At 71.6% G+C, this 16,708-nt stretch carries 17 protein-coding genes and 1 pseudogene; 8 read left to right on the top strand and 10 right to left on the bottom strand.

Features of this window, described 5'->3' with window-relative positions; all coding sequences use genetic code 11:
- Nucleotides 1–614: 614 nt before the first annotated feature.
- Both M0638_RS19385 and M0638_RS19380 read right to left on the bottom strand, forming a co-directional pair.
- Entirely contained in the window at nucleotides 615–911 is a 297-nt protein-coding gene (locus M0638_RS19385) for a glutaredoxin family protein (protein WP_248668658.1), read from the bottom strand.
- Nucleotides 912–923: 12 nt separating this feature from the next.
- The gene (locus tag M0638_RS19380; RefSeq protein ID WP_248668657.1) at nucleotides 924–1,655 is read right to left on the bottom strand and encodes a redoxin domain-containing protein; all 732 of its coding nucleotides are present in this window, start codon (nucleotides 1,653–1,655) and stop codon (nucleotides 924–926) included.
- A gap of 267 nt (nucleotides 1,656–1,922) precedes the next feature.
- Here M0638_RS19380 and trxC point away from each other — a divergent pair, with 267 nt between their 5' ends.
- Both trxC and M0638_RS19370 read left to right on the top strand, forming a co-directional pair.
- Nucleotides 1,923–2,360: a thioredoxin TrxC gene (gene trxC / locus M0638_RS19375; protein ID WP_248668656.1), complete on the top strand. Its 438-nt coding sequence runs from the start codon at nucleotides 1,923–1,925 to the stop codon at nucleotides 2,358–2,360.
- A gap of 39 nt (nucleotides 2,361–2,399) precedes the next feature.
- Entirely contained in the window at nucleotides 2,400–3,017 is a 618-nt protein-coding gene (locus M0638_RS19370) for a nucleotide exchange factor GrpE (protein WP_248668655.1), read from the top strand.
- Between the two features lie 180 nt (nucleotides 3,018–3,197).
- On the opposite strand, the gene M0638_RS19365 is transcribed toward M0638_RS19370, so the two are convergent.
- Both M0638_RS19365 and M0638_RS19360 read right to left on the bottom strand, forming a co-directional pair.
- Nucleotides 3,198–3,686: an Hsp20/alpha crystallin family protein gene (locus M0638_RS19365; RefSeq protein WP_248668654.1), complete on the bottom strand. Its 489-nt coding sequence runs from the start codon at nucleotides 3,684–3,686 to the stop codon at nucleotides 3,198–3,200.
- An 89-nt stretch (nucleotides 3,687–3,775) separates the two neighbouring features.
- Nucleotides 3,776–4,213 (bottom strand): Hsp20 family protein, encoded by a 438-nt coding sequence (locus M0638_RS19360; RefSeq protein WP_456316048.1) that lies wholly within the window; start codon nucleotides 4,211–4,213, stop codon nucleotides 3,776–3,778.
- 334 nt (nucleotides 4,214–4,547) lie between these two features.
- Here M0638_RS19360 and M0638_RS19355 point away from each other — a divergent pair, with 334 nt between their 5' ends.
- Both M0638_RS19355 and M0638_RS19350 read left to right on the top strand, forming a co-directional pair.
- Entirely contained in the window at nucleotides 4,548–5,552 is a 1,005-nt protein-coding gene (locus M0638_RS19355) for a M48 family metalloprotease (protein WP_248668652.1), read from the top strand.
- A 164-nt stretch (nucleotides 5,553–5,716) separates the two neighbouring features.
- The gene (locus M0638_RS19350) at nucleotides 5,717–5,956 is read left to right on the top strand and encodes a hypothetical protein (protein WP_248668651.1); all 240 of its coding nucleotides are present in this window, start codon (nucleotides 5,717–5,719) and stop codon (nucleotides 5,954–5,956) included.
- Between the two features lie 438 nt (nucleotides 5,957–6,394).
- Here the strand turns inward: M0638_RS19350 and M0638_RS19345 are convergent.
- The 3 genes and pseudogenes from M0638_RS19345 to M0638_RS19335 all read right to left on the bottom strand — a co-directional run.
- Nucleotides 6,395–6,706: pseudogene (locus M0638_RS19345) on the bottom strand (transposase); the annotation flags it as partial.
- A gap of 338 nt (nucleotides 6,707–7,044) precedes the next feature.
- Nucleotides 7,045–11,460 carry a MobF family relaxase gene (gene mobF / locus M0638_RS19340; RefSeq protein WP_248668650.1) on the bottom strand — a complete coding sequence of 1,472 codons (4,416 nt, stop codon included), beginning with the start codon at nucleotides 11,458–11,460 and terminating at the stop codon, nucleotides 7,045–7,047.
- Nucleotides 11,461–11,476: 16 nt separating this feature from the next.
- Nucleotides 11,477–11,737 (bottom strand): hypothetical protein, encoded by a 261-nt coding sequence (locus M0638_RS19335; protein WP_248668649.1) that lies wholly within the window; start codon nucleotides 11,735–11,737, stop codon nucleotides 11,477–11,479.
- 231 nt (nucleotides 11,738–11,968) lie between these two features.
- Between M0638_RS19335 and M0638_RS19330 the strand changes: the two genes are divergently transcribed.
- The 4 genes from M0638_RS19330 (at nucleotide 11,969) to M0638_RS19315 (ending at nucleotide 14,306) form a co-directional block, all read left to right on the top strand.
- On the top strand, nucleotides 11,969–12,460 hold the full coding sequence (locus M0638_RS19330) for a hypothetical protein (protein ID WP_248668648.1): 492 nt from the start codon (nucleotides 11,969–11,971) through the stop codon (nucleotides 12,458–12,460).
- Nucleotides 12,457–13,353 (top strand): hypothetical protein, encoded by an 897-nt coding sequence (locus M0638_RS19325; protein ID WP_248668647.1) that lies wholly within the window; start codon nucleotides 12,457–12,459, stop codon nucleotides 13,351–13,353. The genes M0638_RS19330 and M0638_RS19325 overlap by 4 nt, the downstream gene beginning before the upstream one ends.
- Complete coding sequence (locus M0638_RS19320; RefSeq protein ID WP_248668646.1) at nucleotides 13,350–13,988, top strand: hypothetical protein; 639 nt, start codon at nucleotides 13,350–13,352, stop codon at nucleotides 13,986–13,988. Before M0638_RS19325 ends, M0638_RS19320 begins: the two co-directional genes overlap by 4 nt.
- A gap of 81 nt (nucleotides 13,989–14,069) precedes the next feature.
- Complete coding sequence (locus tag M0638_RS19315) at nucleotides 14,070–14,306, top strand: hypothetical protein (RefSeq protein WP_248668645.1); 237 nt, start codon at nucleotides 14,070–14,072, stop codon at nucleotides 14,304–14,306.
- 265 nt (nucleotides 14,307–14,571) lie between these two features.
- On the opposite strand, the gene M0638_RS19310 is transcribed toward M0638_RS19315, so the two are convergent.
- From M0638_RS19310 to M0638_RS19300, 3 genes are all read right to left on the bottom strand, one after another.
- A complete protein-coding gene (locus M0638_RS19310) occupies nucleotides 14,572–14,913 on the bottom strand; it encodes a ribbon-helix-helix domain-containing protein (protein WP_248668644.1) in 342 nt (113 codons plus the stop codon).
- The gene (locus M0638_RS19305) at nucleotides 14,900–15,544 is read right to left on the bottom strand and encodes an AAA family ATPase (protein WP_171616710.1); all 645 of its coding nucleotides are present in this window, start codon (nucleotides 15,542–15,544) and stop codon (nucleotides 14,900–14,902) included. The genes M0638_RS19310 and M0638_RS19305 overlap by 14 nt, the downstream gene beginning before the upstream one ends.
- Before the next feature lie 148 nt (nucleotides 15,545–15,692).
- Entirely contained in the window at nucleotides 15,693–16,652 is a 960-nt protein-coding gene (locus M0638_RS19300; RefSeq protein WP_248668643.1) for an ArdC family protein, read from the bottom strand.
- Between the last annotated feature and the right edge of the window lie 56 nt (nucleotides 16,653–16,708).

Here is a 16,708-nt window from a genome sequence, read left to right as displayed (position 1 = left end):
GCTGCTGGAACGAGGTCCTGCCGGGCAGGATCGTGAATTGGCTTCGTAACCTATTGGCCCGCGAGTGACGCGACATATCTCCACAAGCATCCGGTGGACGCGCGGCCGTGCCCCGCGACCACCGATGCGAGCAGAAACGTTTTTCCTCGTTGCCCTGGAGCAATCGATGTCGAGCATTCAGGACGAAAGGCCAGGTTCAGGAAGGCAGGGCGCGCCCGAGATCGGGTCCGAAAAGATCGGAGAACGAGCCTTCCTTCCCCAGGTTACAGAAGGACGTCCGCAGGGTCCGGCGAACGAACACGGCGGGGCCGCCCACGCCGCGGAGGCGCTGGACCTCGACCCATTGCTGGACGAGGCCGTTGAAGGGTCCTTTCCTGCCAGCGACCCACCGCCCTTCGCACCCGTGACGGGCATCCGGAGGGTCATCGGCTAACGAACCGGTCCCTCCGCGTGTCCGCGAGGGTGCGCCGAGGGAGATAACCCGGCCAAGGCCCGGCACAATGCCCCCGGGGACGAGCCGGACGAGGCGGCCCATCCCGGGGGCCCCAAGCCCCTTGTCGTCGAGAAGCAGAAGGCGGAAAGCCTGGGCGCGCCAGGCTTCGCCGCGTGCTGATTTACCGGACGCCGCTCCGGGAGAGAGCCCATTCAAGCTCCGAGATGGAGGGCTGCACCAGCACCTCACCCCCGACATAGACGGTCGGGCTGGCGACATACCCGCCAGTCACCCATTCGAGTTGCTGACGTACCTCCGGATGCGTTTCCAGGTCGACGAACTGGTACGGCACTCCGGCGCGATCCAGATAACGACGCACCATCATGGTGATGCCGCACCAGCGATTGCCATAGACCACAACGGGCCCGGTCCGCAGCCCGACAGGGCGAGCCGGAGCGCCATAGATCGTGCCAAGCATCTTGTCAGCTCCTCACGCTGCCTTTTGTTTTGCGACATCGTCGAGCACGGCGAAGAGCTCGTAGATGTCAGGAACATGGTGCAACTGCGGCGAGACATGCGCGTGGCGGATCATCCCCTGGTCATCCAGCACGTAGAGCGCGCGCTCGGAGAAGCCGTCAGGCTCCCGCCAGACGTGATACCGCTTCGCCACTTCGCCCTTCGGGTGGAAATCCGCGAGCAGTGGGAAGGTGATGCCCCGCACCGTCGCCCAGGCGCCGTGGCTGTAGACACTGTCGACGGAAATGCCGACCAGGTTCACCCCGCGGCGGATGAACTCATCGAGCTCCTGCTGGTACAAATCCAGCTGCCGACTGCAGCCGGGGCTCCAGTCCAGCGGATAGAAGGCCAGCACCGTCGGCTTGCCACGGAAGTCGCTCAGGCGATGGATCCGGCCCTGAGCATCCGGCAGGGCAAAGTCAGGCGCGGGCACGCCCACCGGGAGCGGCGCGTTCAGCGCCGGCCCTTCCATCTTCGGGGCGTGCTGGTGAAGATCCGCCACGTCCTGCAGTGTCGGGCCACCGCCCGGAACGAGAGGCTGGGATTGGCGCAGGTTGCGCCAGAGCTCCTGGACCATCCCATGCAGCAGCGAGATCGCCCGCTTCTCGGGGCTCTCCTTGATCTCGGGGGCGAGGGCAGCGAAGGCCTGCTCCATTTCGTGCAGGCGGCGGAGTTGCGGCTCAGACCGCGAAAGGTCGTTCTCCATGTCGCACTTCTCTCGGCTCTTGTCTGATCCTCCTTGGAAAGAGCGTCCGGAGGACGCCCCAAGTCGGCCAACGAAATAGGAGCGCTGATTCCGATCTTGAAGATGCTCGGCAGGGTTGACTTCAGGACGTCCGAGGAGGTCGCGGCGGCTCCGCAAAGCCGGCGTCCTTCTATGTCGCTCGAGCCATCCGCCCGGCTGGAATGAGGCTGCCCCCGACACCAGAATGTATGCGCAACCTAAGGAGTGCTTGCTCGGAGGAGAGAATCAATGTCGGACACCTTCCACGTCGTTTGCCCGAAATGCGACGCGACCAATCGCATTCCCCGCGACCGCCCGGTCGACGCGGCCAAGTGCGGGCGTTGCCACGCCCGGCTCTTCGAAGGAAAGCCGATTGCCCTCACGACAGGGCGGTTCCGCAAGCACGTGGCCGAAAACGATATCCCTGTAATCGCCGATTTCTGGGCCGCGTGGTGCGGTCCGTGCCGGACGATGGCGCCGGTCTTCGAACGGGCAGCCCGGGAGCTCGAGCCGCGGGCGCGCTTCGTGAAGGTCGACGTGGATGCGGAGCCGCAGCTTGCGAACGAGTACGGCATTCAGGGCATTCCAGCCCTGATCGCGTTCAAGAAGGGGCAGGTCGCAGCCCGCCGCGCTGGCGTGACGGACCTCAACGCACTCAAGGGCTGGGTCCAGCAATTGGCCACGTGACAACGGGGCGCTCAAACATAGGCTCACCGAGCATCTGCCATGAGCACCGATCCGAATGAGGGCCATGATCCGCCGCCTGGCAGTCCGGAAGAGTCCGGCGAGGATCATGGTCAATCTGCGGCGGCAGCGTCGGACCGCGTCGCCGAGCTGGAGGCCGAACGGGACGCGCTGAAGGACCGTTGGATCCGCGCCGAGGCAGAGATGGCCAATCTCCGCACGCGAACAGCGCGAGAGGTCGAGGATACCCGGCAATATGCAATTCAGAGATTCGCACGGGACGTGGTCAAAGCGGCGGAAGACCTCCAGCGCGGTCCTGTCAGCTTGCCAGCCTCCGTGCTGGAGGAACCGGAAGTCATCTCTCGGCTCCGGGAAGGTCTGGGCGGTATCGAGCGCAGCTTCCTGGCGGTCCTCGACAGGCACGAGATCACGCGCCAGGACCCGACCGGCCAGGCTTTCGATCCGAATGTCCACGTGGCCATTACCGAGCAGCCGAGCATGGACCATCCCCCTGGCATCGTCATCCAGGCCTGGAGCTCGGTGTGGCTCCTCAACGGCCGGCTGCTCCGTCCCGCGCTGGTCGTCGTCGCACGAGCCCCCGGTCAGCAGGATGGAGGGAAGACGACGGCTTTGCAGGCGGACGACCCACCGCTCCCATAAGGCGGCAGGCTCGTGTCGGCCGTCAGCTGGCACCAGCCAGCCGAGACGGGGGGGGACGATCGAGGCGATGAAACCGGCGCGCCTTTGCACGGCCATTCCCGCCATCATCGCGGATCGGGTGCGTTCTCCACTACGCGAGAAGAGCCGCCCAGGGCCTGAGACCCTGGGCGGCCGCGAGGGTCAGCCAGCCTTGATCGCGATGCGCTTGGCCTTGTTCTGACTGTCTGGCCGCTTCGGAAGGGTCACCGTCAGCACCCCGTTCTTGAACGAGGCCTCGATCTTGTCCGGGTCCACCTCCGAGCCGAGCTGGATCGAACGCTGGAACTTGCCGTGCCACCGCTCAGTATAGGTCGGGCTCTCGTTCTCAGTCTTCTTCTCGCCCTTGAGCGTCAGCACGTTGTCGTTCAGCGTGAGCTCGACGTCCTTTTCCTCCAGGCCAGGAAGCTCAGCGACAACGCGCACGTCCTTGTCCGTTTCGGACAGTTCGACGTGCGGCCACGCACCGCTCCAGCCGCCCTGGGCAACGGGCAGATCAAAGCCGCGCAGGAAGTCGTCGAATGTGCGGTTCATCTCGCGATGCAGCGCGAGGAATGGGTTGTCCTCCCCGGAGAAGCGCGAGGCCGGCAGGTTGCGGCTTCGGCTCCAGGGCATCAGGCCCTTCACGTCCATGATACACCTCATCTCAGACGGACAGGAGGCGCGGGCGCCAGCCCGGCTGACGCCCACACCGACTGCTTGTTCAGATGATCAGCTGCTGTTCAGGCCGCCTTGCTCTCGATCTGCTGCGGCTGATTGCTGTTCGCGATCTCGATGCGCCGCGGCTTCAGAGCCTCAGGCACCTCGCGCACCAGATCGATGGAGAGCATGCCGTTCTCCAGGCTGGCGCCGGCCACCTTCACATAGTCAGCCAGGCTGAACTGGCGCTGGAAGGACCGTCCGGCGATCCCGCGGTGGAGATACTGGCCGCCGTTCTGCTCGGCCTTCTTGCCGGCGACAACCAGCGAGTTCGGCTGCCAGGTGATGGTCAGCTCGTCAGGCGTGAAGCCCGCGACAGCCAGGGTCACCTGGTATGCGTCATCGCCCGTCTTCTCGATGTTGTACGGCGGATAGTTGTCGTCCGGATTGAGGCGCAGGGCGTCCTCGAACATCCGGTCGAAGCCGATCAGGGACCGGCTGAGCGGAGCAAGATCCATCATTCCCATAGCCATATCCTCTTCGAGCAACATGGATACGAGACCGGGAGCCCGATGGGCTCCTCGCCAAACCCCTCCATGGGCGTTCGGCGACCGACTAGCTAGTCGAAGCGACCATGAATTCAAGACCGCCTTGACCGCGCTCCCGATGCGACCTCTCGCATGACCGCATGGTGGTAGCGCAGCACCGAGAGCGAGGCTGTTTCTGGCAGGGGTGCGTGGTGTCTCCTGTCAGATCGCCCGCGCCGCCTATCCTTCCGGCGTAGATTGGGCGGGTCTACACCGCTGCGGCAGCACAGCCTTGCCTCGCCGCCTGCCACTGGTAATGAGAGGAACCATGCGCCGTCGGTCCGGCCCTGCATTTCTGACGGCGACCTCGCCAACGGCGCTCTGGCTCGACCGGGCGGCGCTGCGCCGCCACCAGTGGGAGAACCGGCTGCAGTCGATACTGCTGCTTGCTGGCCTTGGGCTGCTCGCGGCGGTGACGGGCAGCCTCCTGGCTGGCCCAGACGGCATGCTGCTCGCGGCCGGCGCCGCGCTGCTGTTACTCCTGCTGGAGCCTGGCGCGGGCGATCCGGCATTCCGCTACGTGTTCGGCGCCGTCCCGCTCCACCCGGCGCAGGCACCGGAACTCTATGCGCTGACCCGGGAGCTGGCCCGCCGGGCCGGCCTTTCGCGCCTCCCCATGCTGCACCTGATCCCCTCACGCCAGCTTCAGGCGATGGCCGGTGGTGGGCGGGACAGGCCGGCGATCGCCTTGACCACCGGCCTGCTCGCCGCCCTGCCACCCCGGGAAGTGGCAGGCGTGCTTGCGCATGAAATGGCTCACCTTCGCCACGGGGACCTGTGGGTCATGCGCCTTGCCGCCGCCGCAGCGGCACTGACGCGCGGCATGGGCCTGCTCGGCAGCATCCTACTGCTGCTCTGGCTGCCGATCCTGATGGCCGCCGGCGCGGTGCCGTCGCCGCTAGCCATCCTGCTGCTCGTCGTCGCACCGACGGTGGGCGACCTGCTCACGCTTTCCCTCTCGCGGCGACGTGAGTTCCTCGCCGATGCCGGGGCTGTGGAGCTCACCGGCGATCCCGCTGGGCTCGCAGCCGCACTGCTGCGGCTCGAACGCCTTCAGGGCGATGACTGGGAGCGGCTGGCCACGCGCAGCGGCGCCTGGTGGCTGCGCTGGCTGCGCACCCATCCGACCATTCGGGAGCGCGTCGCTCGGCTCGCCGGGACAGTCACGAGCGTGCCGCCGGTGCAAGCTCCGCGTCTGGACCCTGTCATGCACGGCATGGTGATTCCCCAAGGCCATGCCGGCCAGCGCCTGGCGCGGCGCTGGATGCTCTAGACGGCGCAGGACCGAGCGGAGGGGCAATGTGTGCAACCCCAGGCCAGGGTCGTCATTCTCACGCGAGCAAGGATAACTGGCCGGGAAAGCCGCCGGCAGGTGGAGCGTCCGCAGCCCAGTGACCGCCATGCCGAACGCGACCCGGCCAAAGTAGGGAGACCGCGATGTCTGCTCTGACAGGGGAGGATGTCCGTTCGATCCTCGGGACGGTGGACAACGACCTGATGGCCCGCATTCTGGCCACAGGCGCAACCCGCGAAGAACTAGCCGAGGCATATGCGTGGCTCAGCAACAACGAAGCCCTGATGAACAGTGGCCAGCCTCTCGCTTCGGGCCGCGTGGCTGAGCTCATTGATCTTCTCGAGGAGGGCGAAGAAGACACCCCGCCATCGACGCCAGGGTAGCAATGCTCGGCCGCCCAAATCTGGAGGGGCGGTGTCCTCCCGGGCCAGAGCTTCTCGACCAAGGGCGGCCATAGCAGCTGGATGGGACTTCGAGGTCCGCCACGCCTCCGCCAGCTGTCGCTCCATGCCGCCGCACCCATGCTCCTCATGCGACGCCTCGCGGTGCCGCGCCGAAACGGTGAACCTTCGTTCGCGTTCCGGCGGTCGGACGTCAGGAGGACCATGGGACTGCCTCCTCCGACCCATGGAGGGGCTGGGCTGCGCCACAAGATCAACTTCCTGACCGGGATCGCCTGCGGCGTCACCACTCTCAAGTGCGCATGAGCCCATGGGCCATGTTTTTTGACGGGGTCATTCGCCACCAGAAAGCCGACGGCCGCTCCCCTCCAGCGCTGAAGCTAGCACCACCATTTCTACCGCCACAGGCGGGATGCCGGCCCGCGACCGGTTTTTTAAAATGTTACGCTCAAGGCGTGTGCGCTCGAGCTCACGACGCAGGCGCGCAATCTCGGCGGCCTGATCCGCCGGCGAGGATGCTGGGCCAGGTGGCGAAGCAACAGAGCCACTGCTTGCCGCAACGGGCTGCGGCCGTGGTACCTCGCCGTTCTGCCGTCGCCGCCAGCTGCGCAGCATGGAGGGCTGGATGTCCAACTCGCCCGCGACTTGCGTCAGCGGACGGCCACAGGAGCGCAACAGCGCGACCGCCTCCTGCTTGAACTCCGGCGTGAACTCTCGCCGTGTCTTGCTCATCGGACACCTTCCTCGCTCTCAGGGGTGTCCATCAATTCGACGGCAGATCAGAGCATGAACAGTGTCCGCCCCGCCTGCAGGTCACGATGCGCCGGGCCGCCGCCGCCTCGGGCCCAGGGTGAGGTCGAGCAGCGCGGACGCCGGTCGGCACTGTGTGCATTGTCATCTGCGACGAGGCGACCGACGCCTTGGTTGTCACCTGCTGTGCCTGCTTTTGCCGCCCTCACCGACGAGGCTACGCATGCCGGCCGGGTCCTGGAACTGGCGTAACGGTCCGAGCGAACTGCGGGGCGGCTGACGGCATCGGCCTCGCATCCTTTCCCGTTGCTGGCTGCGGTTCACATCCGCATTCCCCGCCGCGGTCCCAGGCGCTCCCGCCCGGCTTTGCGTTCCCGCTCCGGTGCTGCCGTTTGCGGCCGCTGCTCCTCCGACATCACCGCCCGCAGTTCGGCCACCGCAGCTTCCATAGCCGCCCTCACCAGCCCCAGCCCCCTCCGGCGCGTGACGTCGTTCCAATCGGTTCCGCGCTCACTAGGCGCGAAGGAGGGCAGCACGGCGACGCCGCCCACGGCCGCGGCGGCCGCCTCGGCCCGTTCCCGCCCGACGTTCGGCAGCGGCGCCGCGCGGAGCGGCAGGCGGCGGCCGTCGTCGCCCGCGACCACGATGAGCCGGACCGGATTTGCCACACGGTAGGCCCGCGCCACGGCCTCGAGGTTGTGCGCGTTGAAGGCCACCGCGACCGGCAGCCCCGTCGCCGCATGCAGCGTGGCGCCGGTGGCGTAGCCCTCGGCCACCAGCAGCGGCGTGCCGGCTTCCAGCTTGCCGATCAGCAGGTGCCCGCCCTCGGTGCGGGCGCCCTTGAGGAACAGCTTCGACCCGTCCAGGCGGATGCGCTGCAGGCCCCAGAGCCCGCCGTCCATCCCCTGCACCGGCACCAGCAGGTTGCCCTTCTCGTCCACCCGCAGCAGCCCGTGCGCGGAAACGCCCTTGGCGGCGAGGTAGGGATGCGCCCCGGCCGGGCGCGCCGCCGCCCAGAGCCGGTGAGCGAGGCGCGCCGCCCGGCGCTGCTCCTCCAAGCGCCGCTCTGCCCGCCGGGTCGCCCGCGCCGCGGTCGCCTGGGCGAGGGCCGCGCGCTCCTCCGGCCGCAGCGCGCGTGGCGCCTCGGCTCTCCAGCGCACCTCCTCGCCCGTGCGGTGGTTGCGAACGTAGCCCGCGGGCCAGCCGTCGAGGTGCCCGACGTAGGTGCCGGACCGCTGGCCCTTGCGGTCACCCTCCACCGGCACGCGCCGCAGCATCCCGTCCATCACCACGGACCCCGGCGGGCGTAGCCCGGCCCGGCGCAGCACCTGCGCGAAGGCCGCCTCCACCTCGCCCGCGGCGAAGGCCCGCTGCGGAGCCTCCCCGCGCCGGCCGTCGCGCGGCGCCCCGGCCGAGACTTCCTGGCGCCCGTCCCGTGCCACCACGCTCCTCCCCTGCCCCATGCCCGCCAGGGCTGCCCCGCGCTCCTCCAGCGCGATCCAGAGTCGGTCAGCGACGGTCGCGATGGCCTGCGTTTCCCGGCGGCGCGCCGCGGCGGCGCGAAGCGCCCCGGGCCTCGGGCCGTGATCCGGGGCGGCATCCCTCGCCGTCGCGGCGGATCGCTGTGCGCCCGCCGCCCGGTCTCGCAGCGCCTCGGCCAAGGAGGACGCCACGGCCCCCTCGCCTGCCCGCGCGAGCCGGCCGGCGAGGGTCCGCAGCGCCGCCCACCGTTCCTCTAGCGCCCGTCGAAGCTGCGCCGCCGCCTCGGCCACCGCCCGCGCCTCGCGCCGCTGGCCGAGACGGCCGGCGAGCGCCGTGGCCGACCGGCCCTCGGCCGCCCGCGCCTCGGTGCCCCGGAAGGCGCCCTGCATCGCCCGCGCCGCCCCGCGCCCGACCTCCCGTGCCCGTTCCAGGAAGGCGAGCGCGCTCTCCTTCTCTGGCCGGCGGGCGAGGTTGCGCGCGAGGTTTTCCCAGGCATCCTCGGTCGTGACCGGGCGCGGGTCGCCGAGCATGCGCCGCTCCGTCACCTCCCGCCGCTCGGCGCCGTCGCTGCCCACCAGCCAGGACCGCTCGCGGTGCCGGCTCTCGGCGACGTAGCCCTTGGCGCCGCCGAGCGCAGCCGAGCCCGCCGGCAGGGCATTGATGTGCTCGGCGCTGGTGAGGCCCTGCGCCGCGTCCACCGTCAGCACGTCGCCGTGGGCGAGGCGCACCCGCCCGGTGTCGCGGTCGGCGAGCGTCTCCCAGCGCACCAGGCCGACGCGGCCCTCGGCCGTGCGCAGCCTGAGCCCGGCCACTTCGATCCCGCGGACCTCCAGCACGGAGCCGTTGTTGCCGATGTTGCCGACCGTGCCGCCCTCGAAGGCGGCGTTGGCGCGCCCAAACAGCCGCACCCGGTCGCCGACGGCGAGCGGCAGGGGATAGGCGGCGCCCGCTTGGTCTGTCGCCCGCAGGGTCACGAGATCCGGCCCGAGCTCGCCCATCGCCCGCCGCTCCTCGCGGATCGCCGCGGCGACGGCGCGGGCGTCGGCGTTGGTCGGCGCGGTGACGGTGATGGAGAAGGTCGGGTCGTGGCGGTTGGCGGCCCGCCGCTCGGCCCAGAGCGCGGCGGCGCGGCGCACCGCGGCGTCGTAGCCGCCCGGCACCAACTCGGCCGTGCCGTCGGCGCGCTTCATCTCCAGCGCCTCGGCCGCGCGGCCCTCGCGGAAGTGGCCGGCGATCTCGCGCTCCCGCTCGGTCCGCTGCCGGCGGGTGGTGACGATCTCCGGAATCGCCGTCTCGCCGAGCGCGCGGCGCAGCAGCGAGACCACCGGCCCCGCCTCGATCGCCGCGCACTGGCGGTCGTCGCCGAGTGCCACGATCCGGAAGCCGCGCCGCTCGCGCAGCCGCAGCAGCTCCAGCATCTGCCGCGCCCCGACTTGGCCGAGCTCGTCCAGCACGACGACGCTCTGTGGGCCGAGGGTGATCTCGCCCCGGGCGGCGCGGTCCAGGAAGGGCGCGAGCGCAGCGCAGCGCGCCTTGGCGATGCCGGCCTCGGCCAGCGGTTCGGCCTGTCGCCAAGCGAGCGCCACCCCGTGAACCTCCGAACCTTCGGAGGTCCACACCTCCACGAGCGGGCGCAGCAGCGTCGTCTTGCCCGCGCCGGCGGCGCCCACCGCGACGGCGAGCCGCCCGGCGTCGCCGAGCCGGTCCATCGCCGCCCGCTGCGCCGCCCCGTGCGCGCCCGAAAAGTCGAGCCCGCTCCGCGCTACCGCCGCCGCGATGGCCTCCCGCGGGAGCGCCGCCGAGCGGTCGGCCGCCGCGGCGCGGGCCAAGCGGACCAGCTCGGCCTCCTGCGCCTCGTGCAGCGCGGTGGTGATCCGCACCTCGCCGCGCTCGCCCTCGCGCCCCCAGACCAGCGACGTCGCCCGCCCGTCCTGGCGCACGCCGCGCTCACGCATGGCGCGCGTGACCGCGTCGATGTCGGCCGCGTCCTCGATCCCAGCAGCGATCAAGCCCCGCGCCGCCGCGGCGCGCGCGTCCGCGCCGGCCAGCACTGAGCGCCGGGCGAACTCCGCCTCCAGGAAGGGCAGCGCCGCCCGGTAGGCGCGCGCCAGCCGCTCCGCGCGCACCGGGGTGGGCACCGGCCCGCACGGATCCACGGCGCTGCGGTGACGCCAGCCGAGCGCCTCGGCCTGGGCGTGCCAGGCCGCGAAGTCGCCCAGGTCGTCGGCCTTGCCCCGCCGGCTCGCCCCGGCGCCGCCCTTGAGAAAGGCGATCTTGCCCTCCGGCGAGAGCCCGTCCCAGTCCACCCCGCGGCGCCGCGCCTCAGCCCGCGCCGCCCCCTCGGCATCGCGAGTGCGCTTGCTGAACTCGGTGCAGACCCGCTCCGGGACGGCGGGCAGCCGCGCCATGCCGGTGCGCCCGTCGAGCTCCACGGCGACGCCGATGCGACGGAGGTTCGCGGCCAGCCGCGCCTGGTAGTAGGCGCCGAACTCGTGGATGCGCCCGCGCGTGGCGGCAAGGTCGAGCGCGCCGACGTGGCCGGCGTCGGTGACGACGACGTTCGGCACGGCGCAGTGGGTGTGCAGCTGCGGATCGCCAGCGACCTTCACCGTGTGCAGCTCGGTCTCCACCACCCCCGTCTCCGGGTCGGCGCGGGCCAGCTCGACGGTCGGGCGGCTGGTGTAGTGCTCGAAGGCGATCCAGCCGATGTGCCCCGGCTCGGACCCGCCCCGGCCGCCATCGCCGCGCCGGGCGACGCCGATCTCCCCGGCGACGTAGCGCAGCGCCGCGTCCACCGCGTCCTTGTGCGCCTGCAGGATGGAGCCGCGCTCGGCCTCGGTCTCGGCAAAGGCCCAGGCGAGCGACACGCTCTTCGGCGCGGAGAAGCACAGGTCGATGTAGGCGACGCTGCGGGCGCCCGCGGCGGCGTTGGTCTGAAGCTCGCCGCCGTCGGCCCGCTTGCCGCCGAGGATGTTCGCCACCGCCTCGACCGAGGGCGGCGCGTTCGGGTCGAGGCCGAGGATCTCGGCGACGCGCGGGTGCAGGTCCCGTCGCGGCGTCGGCACCACGCCGACGCCGGGCGGCCCGGCCGCCTCCGCCGCGTCGAGCTGGTGGTGCGGCCGCGCGCCGAGGCCGCGGGTGTAGTACTCGGCTACCCCCAGACGCTCCGGCGAGAGCGTCTCCTCCAGCAGGTGCTCGGCCATCGCCCGCGCGGCCGACGGCGCAGCGACGGCCCCCTTACGGAAGGTCAGCACGGCCGGGCGCGCCCGGTCAGGCCGGCGGGGTCCGGCGCGACCCGGCGGCCTCGATCCGCTGCAGCAGGGCGGTCTGCTCGTCCAGGCGCTGCACGATCTGGCGCAGCAGCTCCGGCAGCTCGCTCTCCGGCGGTTCACCGGTGGCGGCGTCCAGGATCGCGCGCAGCATCTCGGTGTGCGTCTCCTGGGTTTCCACCATCAGCCGCAGCCCCTGGGTGAGGGCCTCGACCGAGGTCCGCAGCTTCGCCAACTCGACCGCGGTGGCGTTCTCGGGCATGCTTTGTTCTCTCCCTCCCCGCCGGGGAGGGAACCGCCCGTGCCCCGCGTTCCCGATCCCACCACGCGCGGCACGCGCGGGCAAGCATCCGCTAGGATGCATTGGTCTGAGTGAGCCAGCTCTCCTTTTCAGCTTCCACGTCTCTTCCACGCCTGCTCAACAATCGTTCAACGGCTCTCCTGCGGGCCTTCCGCGGTTGTTCCACGCCGGAGGCCTGGGTAGCCTCCGCGGATGCCAGCCAAGCCCGAGGGCAGCCCGGAGGAGGACGAGTTCGCCGCCCTGCGGCGAGAGGTGGCGCGGAGCGGCAAGACCACCCGCTCGCCCCTCTACCGCTGGATGCGCACACGGCGGGCGGCCTTCGCCGCCTTCCTCGCCGAGGAAAGCCCGACCTGGGCGGCCGTGGCGGCGGCCCTGGCCAGCCGCGGCTTCACCGCCGCGGACGGCGGGCCGATAAACCCCGAGACCGTGCGCCACGTCTGGTGGCGCGTCCGCCGCGACGCCGCGGCCGAGGCGCGGCGCAAAGGGCGCCCGCTGCCCGGCCCGGCTGCCCCTCCGCCGCCCCCTCCCCTACCCGCCGCCGCGCCGGAACCGCGCGCAGCGGCCCCTTCGTTCGGCCTGCCCCTGCTCGACCCCGAGGAGCCGGCGGCGGACGAGCCCGAGTTCAAGCCCGCGACCCTGCTCGGCAGGGCGCGCCGGCGCCCAACCGACGGAGACGCGACGTGACCCAACGCAAGGCGCCCAAGGGCGCGGCGATCACCCCTTTTGCGGCCAGTGCCGCGCTCGACGGCGAGGAGGAGCTCGTCGTCGGCCTGCCCCCCGCCACCGCGGCGGCGGAGGCGCGGCCCGTCCCAGCCGCGCCGGCGGTGGACCTGTCGGGCCGGGCCAAGGCTTGGTTCGCCATCGGTCCCGGCCGCAGCGGCAAGACGACGCTGCTGCGCTACCTCGCCGAGGTGATCCTCGACGGCGGGCGCGAGGCGGTGTTCGCCGCGCTCGACCCACAGAACCGCTCGCTCACGGGCTTCCTCGGCGGGGTGCAGGAGCCGCCGACCAACGATGCGGCGGCGGTGGCGAAGTGGCTGGAGCGGCTGCTGCGGCACCTGATGGCGCACCGGCAGTCGGCCCTCCTCGACCTCGGCGGCGGCGACACCAGCCTCGGCCGGCTGCTCGCCGACGTGCCCGACCTCGCTGACGCGATGGAGGAGGCCGGGGTGTCGCCGGTCGCGGTCTACACGCTCGGCCCGCGGGTGGACGACCTCGCCTCCCTCGCCTCCTTCGAGGCGCGCGGCTTCCAGCCGCGGGCGGTGGCGATCCTGCTCAACGAGGGCCTGGCCGATCCGACGCTGCCGCGCGAGGACGCCTTCGCCCGCGTGCTGCGCCACAGCGCCTTCCGTGCCGCGGTAGCGCGCGGGGCGGTGCCGCTGTGGATGCCGCGCCTCGAGCCCGCCGTCGCCGCCGAGGTGGAAGCGAAGCGCCTGCACTTCTCCGACGCCCGCGACGGGCAGGTACCGGAGGGGCGGCAGGTCGCCCCGCTCGGCCCCTTCGACCGCAGCCGGGTGCGCAAGTGGCTGGAGGCGATGGAGGCGGAGCTGGCGCCGATCCGCTCCTGGCTCCCGTGACGGCAGCACGGGAGGCGATCGCACGGGCCGCGGGTGATGCCCCCTCCCCCGCCCCGGCAGAGGACCCGGGCGCGGCGATCCGCGAGGCGCAGGCTGAGCTGGAGCGGGCGGTCGCCAAGGCGTCGCTGCAGAACGACCCGATGCGCCACGCGTTCGCCGGGCTCTCGTCCGCGCTCGGCGCCTTCGCGGCCGGCATCGAGGCGGTGCGCCGGCCGCTCGACCCGGCGGCGCAGGCGGAACTGGTCCGCAAGGCCTCGGCTGCGGCGGCGGCCGGCGCACAGCGGGAGGCGGCGCGCCTGGCGCTCGGGATGAACCGGCGCTTCGCCTTCGGCGCCGGCCTCGGCGTCGCCCTCCTCGTGCTCGGCGCCGCCGGCGGCGGCTACGCCTGGGGCCGCGCCGCGGAGGCCGCCCGTGCCCGCGACGCGGCCGGCGCGCTCGCCGCGGCGCTGCAGGACGGCTCCGCTTCCGCGCGCGCCTGGCTCGGACTGATCGAGAACAACGATGTGGGGGCGGCACTGCGCCGCTGCGAAGGGCGAGCGGTGTGGACGGATGTCGCCGGCCGCCGGGCCTGCGCAGTGCCGCTCTGGCTCGATCCGCCATCGGCCTCGGTCCCGGGCACGCCGGGGCGGGGATGAGCACCCCAAGAAACTTCTTGCCTTGTAACCTTATTAGGTTAATAGGTCCTCAATGATCCAGTGCGATTGTTGGAAGCTGAGATGTCAAACGTGACAATACCTGCCCCGGGTTCGAAGGGGATCGCGGTCGTCAAGAACGTCGAAGGGGGCATCGAGGTGGTGCAGGTTCATGTCTATGCCCCGGATGGCAAGGCGAGGCTCACCCTTGATGGCAGCTTCATGAACGAGGTTTTCTCGGACGAATCGTCTGCCAGAGCCGCCGTGAGCAAGGCCATCGCGAACAATCCTGTTCATGTGATCAATTTGAAGGATCTGTAGAGCGCGTCCTGCGAGGCCGTGGGAACTGGCCTCCATCATCGGGCAGTGCCGCCACGGCATGGTTGCCGAGTGCCGGATCCTGGAGGCCCTCGCCCCGGGGTAGGTGTCCGACATCGCCCATTCCTGGAAAGATATGGGCCGAGCGGAGCACCGTTGTCGGTGTCCCACCATGCTCGTTGACGGCGGAGGCCGATCAGGGGTGGCAGCAACACTTCCCTGATTGGGTTATCGCCTTTTAAGGTTCTGACCTTATAACCTATGTCACTCAGGTACGAGAACGGCCGGATGCTCGGCCGCTCGGCACGTTGGCGCTGACCGGCTTGAGCGGTGGCAGGCCGCGTTTCTGAAGCAGCAGGTTCCACGCCTCGTGCCCAAGCTTCTGCAGGCTGAGGTTGGTGTCGAGGCTGAGCTGCCGCAGGCGCCGCCGGTCCTCGGGCGCGACCAGGATGTTGACCGGCACCACCGCGGGGGCGCCTCGCGCCTCCTCCCCGGCCGGCTCGGCGTCGCCCCCCTGCCCCGCCACCGGCTTCGCGGCCTCGGCCGGCGCCTCGTCCTCGATAGGCGACATGACCTCGGCGAGCGAGCGCCCGCGCCTAGTGCTGCTCATGGGCGACCTCCTGCAGCCAAGCCCACACGGTCCTGAGCTCGGCGTGGGCGTCGCGGGCGGCGGCGCCCCGCATCTCGCCCACCCCGCGCCCCTCCAGCGAGGCGTCGAGGTAAACCGCGCGGTCGGCGATGTGGGTGGGACAGACCGGGACGGGATAACGCGACAGCGCCGCGCGGGCGTCGCGGGCCCGGCCCTCGTTCTTGGCGGCGTTGACCACCAGCACCGCTCGCTGGCCGAGGCGGCGGAGGATCTTCAGCGTCTCGCCCACCGCCTCGAGGTCGTCGGGGGACGGGCGGACGGGGACGATCACTAGGTCGGCGACCCGCGCCGCCTCCGCCTCGGGCTCGGCGACCGCCGGGCGGGTGTCCACGAACACCGCCCCGCCGCCCGGCCGCTTGCGCAGCGTTGCCGCGGCGGTGGTGAGGTCGGTGCCGTCGAGGTCGATCAGGTCCGGGCGCTCCGGCGCCGGCTGGAGCGCCTGGCGCCGCTGCCACCACTTGGTGGTGGTCTCCTGTGGGTCGCGGTCGATCAGGAGGCTCGGCGCGTCCTCGCCGGCTAGCACGGCGAGCTGGCGGGCCAGGGTGCTCTTGCCCGCGCCCCCCTTCTGGCTGATGAGCGAGAAGATCTGCACCTCGTATCCTCTGGATGCCTCTAGTGTCTGCACTATGAAGGTTCTGGCCTGAAAAGGCCAGCACCTATGGGCGGCGCGCAGCGCCGCCGCGGAGCGGCCCGCGCCGCCAGAGGATGAGGGCGGCGGAAGCCGCCCTCGCCTGCCCCGGCTACGCCGCGAGGTCCGGCGCCGCCTCACTCCCCTGTCCCGCCCCCGGCTGGCGCGCGTGCATCCAGTCCGCCGCAGCCTGCGCCTTGGCCGCCGCGGTGAAGACCGCGCGCTTGTCGCCCCGCAGCACCGCGAGCCAGGAGGCCACATACTGCGCGTGATCCGGCCGGGGCTCGGCCGCGAGGCCGAGGTCGGCGCAGAGGAAGGCCGCCCCGAGTTCCGCCACCAATTCCTCCGCCGCGTAGGCCTCCGAGCCGAAGCGGCCGGTGAGGTCGCGCCCGCACCGGCCGGGCGCTGCGGTCCAGTGGACGTGCTCGTGCGCCGAGGTGGCGTAGTAGGCCACCGCGTCGCGGAACGCCGCGAAGGGCGGCAGCCGGATCAGGTCCTGGCCGGGCACGTAGCAGGCGCGCGCGCCGCCGTGCTCGACCCTGGCGCCCAGCGCCACGAAGAAGGCGTCGGCGCGCACGATCCGCTCCGCCTCGGGCAGCACGGGCAGGGCAGGGGGCTCGTAGCCTTCGACCTGCGCCGCGTTGAACACGCTGTAGCCGCGCGCCAGCAGCCGCCGGCCCCGGCCCGCCGCCTCGTCCTCGCCCTCGTCGCCGGCCTCCTCGGCGCCGCGCCCGTCCAGCACGCGCCAGAACACGACGGGGCTGGCCTGCTCGCCCTTGCGCACCTGCGCCCCGATCTCCTGCCACTGGCGGTAGGTGGCCCAAATGCCGGTCGCATGACCCGCCGCGTGCGCCGCGGCCCAGAGCGCCAGCACGTTGACCCCGCGGTAGGGTTTGCCGGTCGCCGCGTTGACCGGCGCCGCCGCGGGCCGGCCGTCGGCCCCGGCGTGCCAAGGCATCCGCCAGTCCCCAGCCTTCGCGCCGGCCTCGATGGCGGCAACGATCCGGTCCGTGACCCGCTGGTAGACGTCGGCCCGCTCGCCCCCTGCCTCGTTCGCCCGGTCCCTTGCCATGCCTTGCTCTTCCTTTCTCGGCGGCGGGAAGCAGCCCCGCTGCTTCCCTGCCCGTC

The sequence above is a fragment of the Roseomonas acroporae genome (assembly GCF_023223525.1).
Taxonomy (GTDB): Bacteria; Pseudomonadota; Alphaproteobacteria; order Acetobacterales; family Acetobacteraceae; genus Roseomonas_E; species Roseomonas_E acroporae.
Note: the sequence above shows the minus strand (reverse complement) of the source record. Positions and strands in the feature narration are given on the sequence as shown.

Bases quoted from the DNA above. Each gene is read 5' to 3' on its own strand.
- M0638_RS19385 (WP_248668658.1), bottom strand. From the start codon at position 911: ATGCTTGGCACGATCTATGGCGCTCCGGCTCGCCCTGTCGGGCTGCGG.
- M0638_RS19380 (WP_248668657.1), bottom strand. From the start codon at position 1,655: ATGGAGAACGACCTTTCGCGGTCTGAGCCGCAACTCCGCCGCCTGCAC.
- trxC (WP_248668656.1), top strand. From the start codon at position 1,923: ATGTCGGACACCTTCCACGTCGTTTGCCCGAAATGCGACGCGACCAAT.
- M0638_RS19370 (WP_248668655.1), top strand. From the start codon at position 2,400: ATGAGCACCGATCCGAATGAGGGCCATGATCCGCCGCCTGGCAGTCCG.
- M0638_RS19365 (WP_248668654.1), bottom strand. From the start codon at position 3,686: ATGGACGTGAAGGGCCTGATGCCCTGGAGCCGAAGCCGCAACCTGCCG.
- M0638_RS19360 (WP_456316048.1), bottom strand. From the start codon at position 4,213: ATGATGGATCTTGCTCCGCTCAGCCGGTCCCTGATCGGCTTCGACCGG.
- M0638_RS19355 (WP_248668652.1), top strand. From the start codon at position 4,548: ATGCGCCGTCGGTCCGGCCCTGCATTTCTGACGGCGACCTCGCCAACG.
- M0638_RS19350 (WP_248668651.1), top strand. From the start codon at position 5,717: ATGTCTGCTCTGACAGGGGAGGATGTCCGTTCGATCCTCGGGACGGTG.
- M0638_RS19335 (WP_248668649.1), bottom strand. From the start codon at position 11,737: ATGCCCGAGAACGCCACCGCGGTCGAGTTGGCGAAGCTGCGGACCTCG.
- M0638_RS19330 (WP_248668648.1), top strand. From the start codon at position 11,969: ATGCCAGCCAAGCCCGAGGGCAGCCCGGAGGAGGACGAGTTCGCCGCC.
- M0638_RS19315 (WP_248668645.1), top strand. From the start codon at position 14,070: ATGTCAAACGTGACAATACCTGCCCCGGGTTCGAAGGGGATCGCGGTC.
- M0638_RS19310 (WP_248668644.1), bottom strand. From the start codon at position 14,913: ATGAGCAGCACTAGGCGCGGGCGCTCGCTCGCCGAGGTCATGTCGCCT.
- M0638_RS19300 (WP_248668643.1), bottom strand. From the start codon at position 16,652: ATGGCAAGGGACCGGGCGAACGAGGCAGGGGGCGAGCGGGCCGACGTC.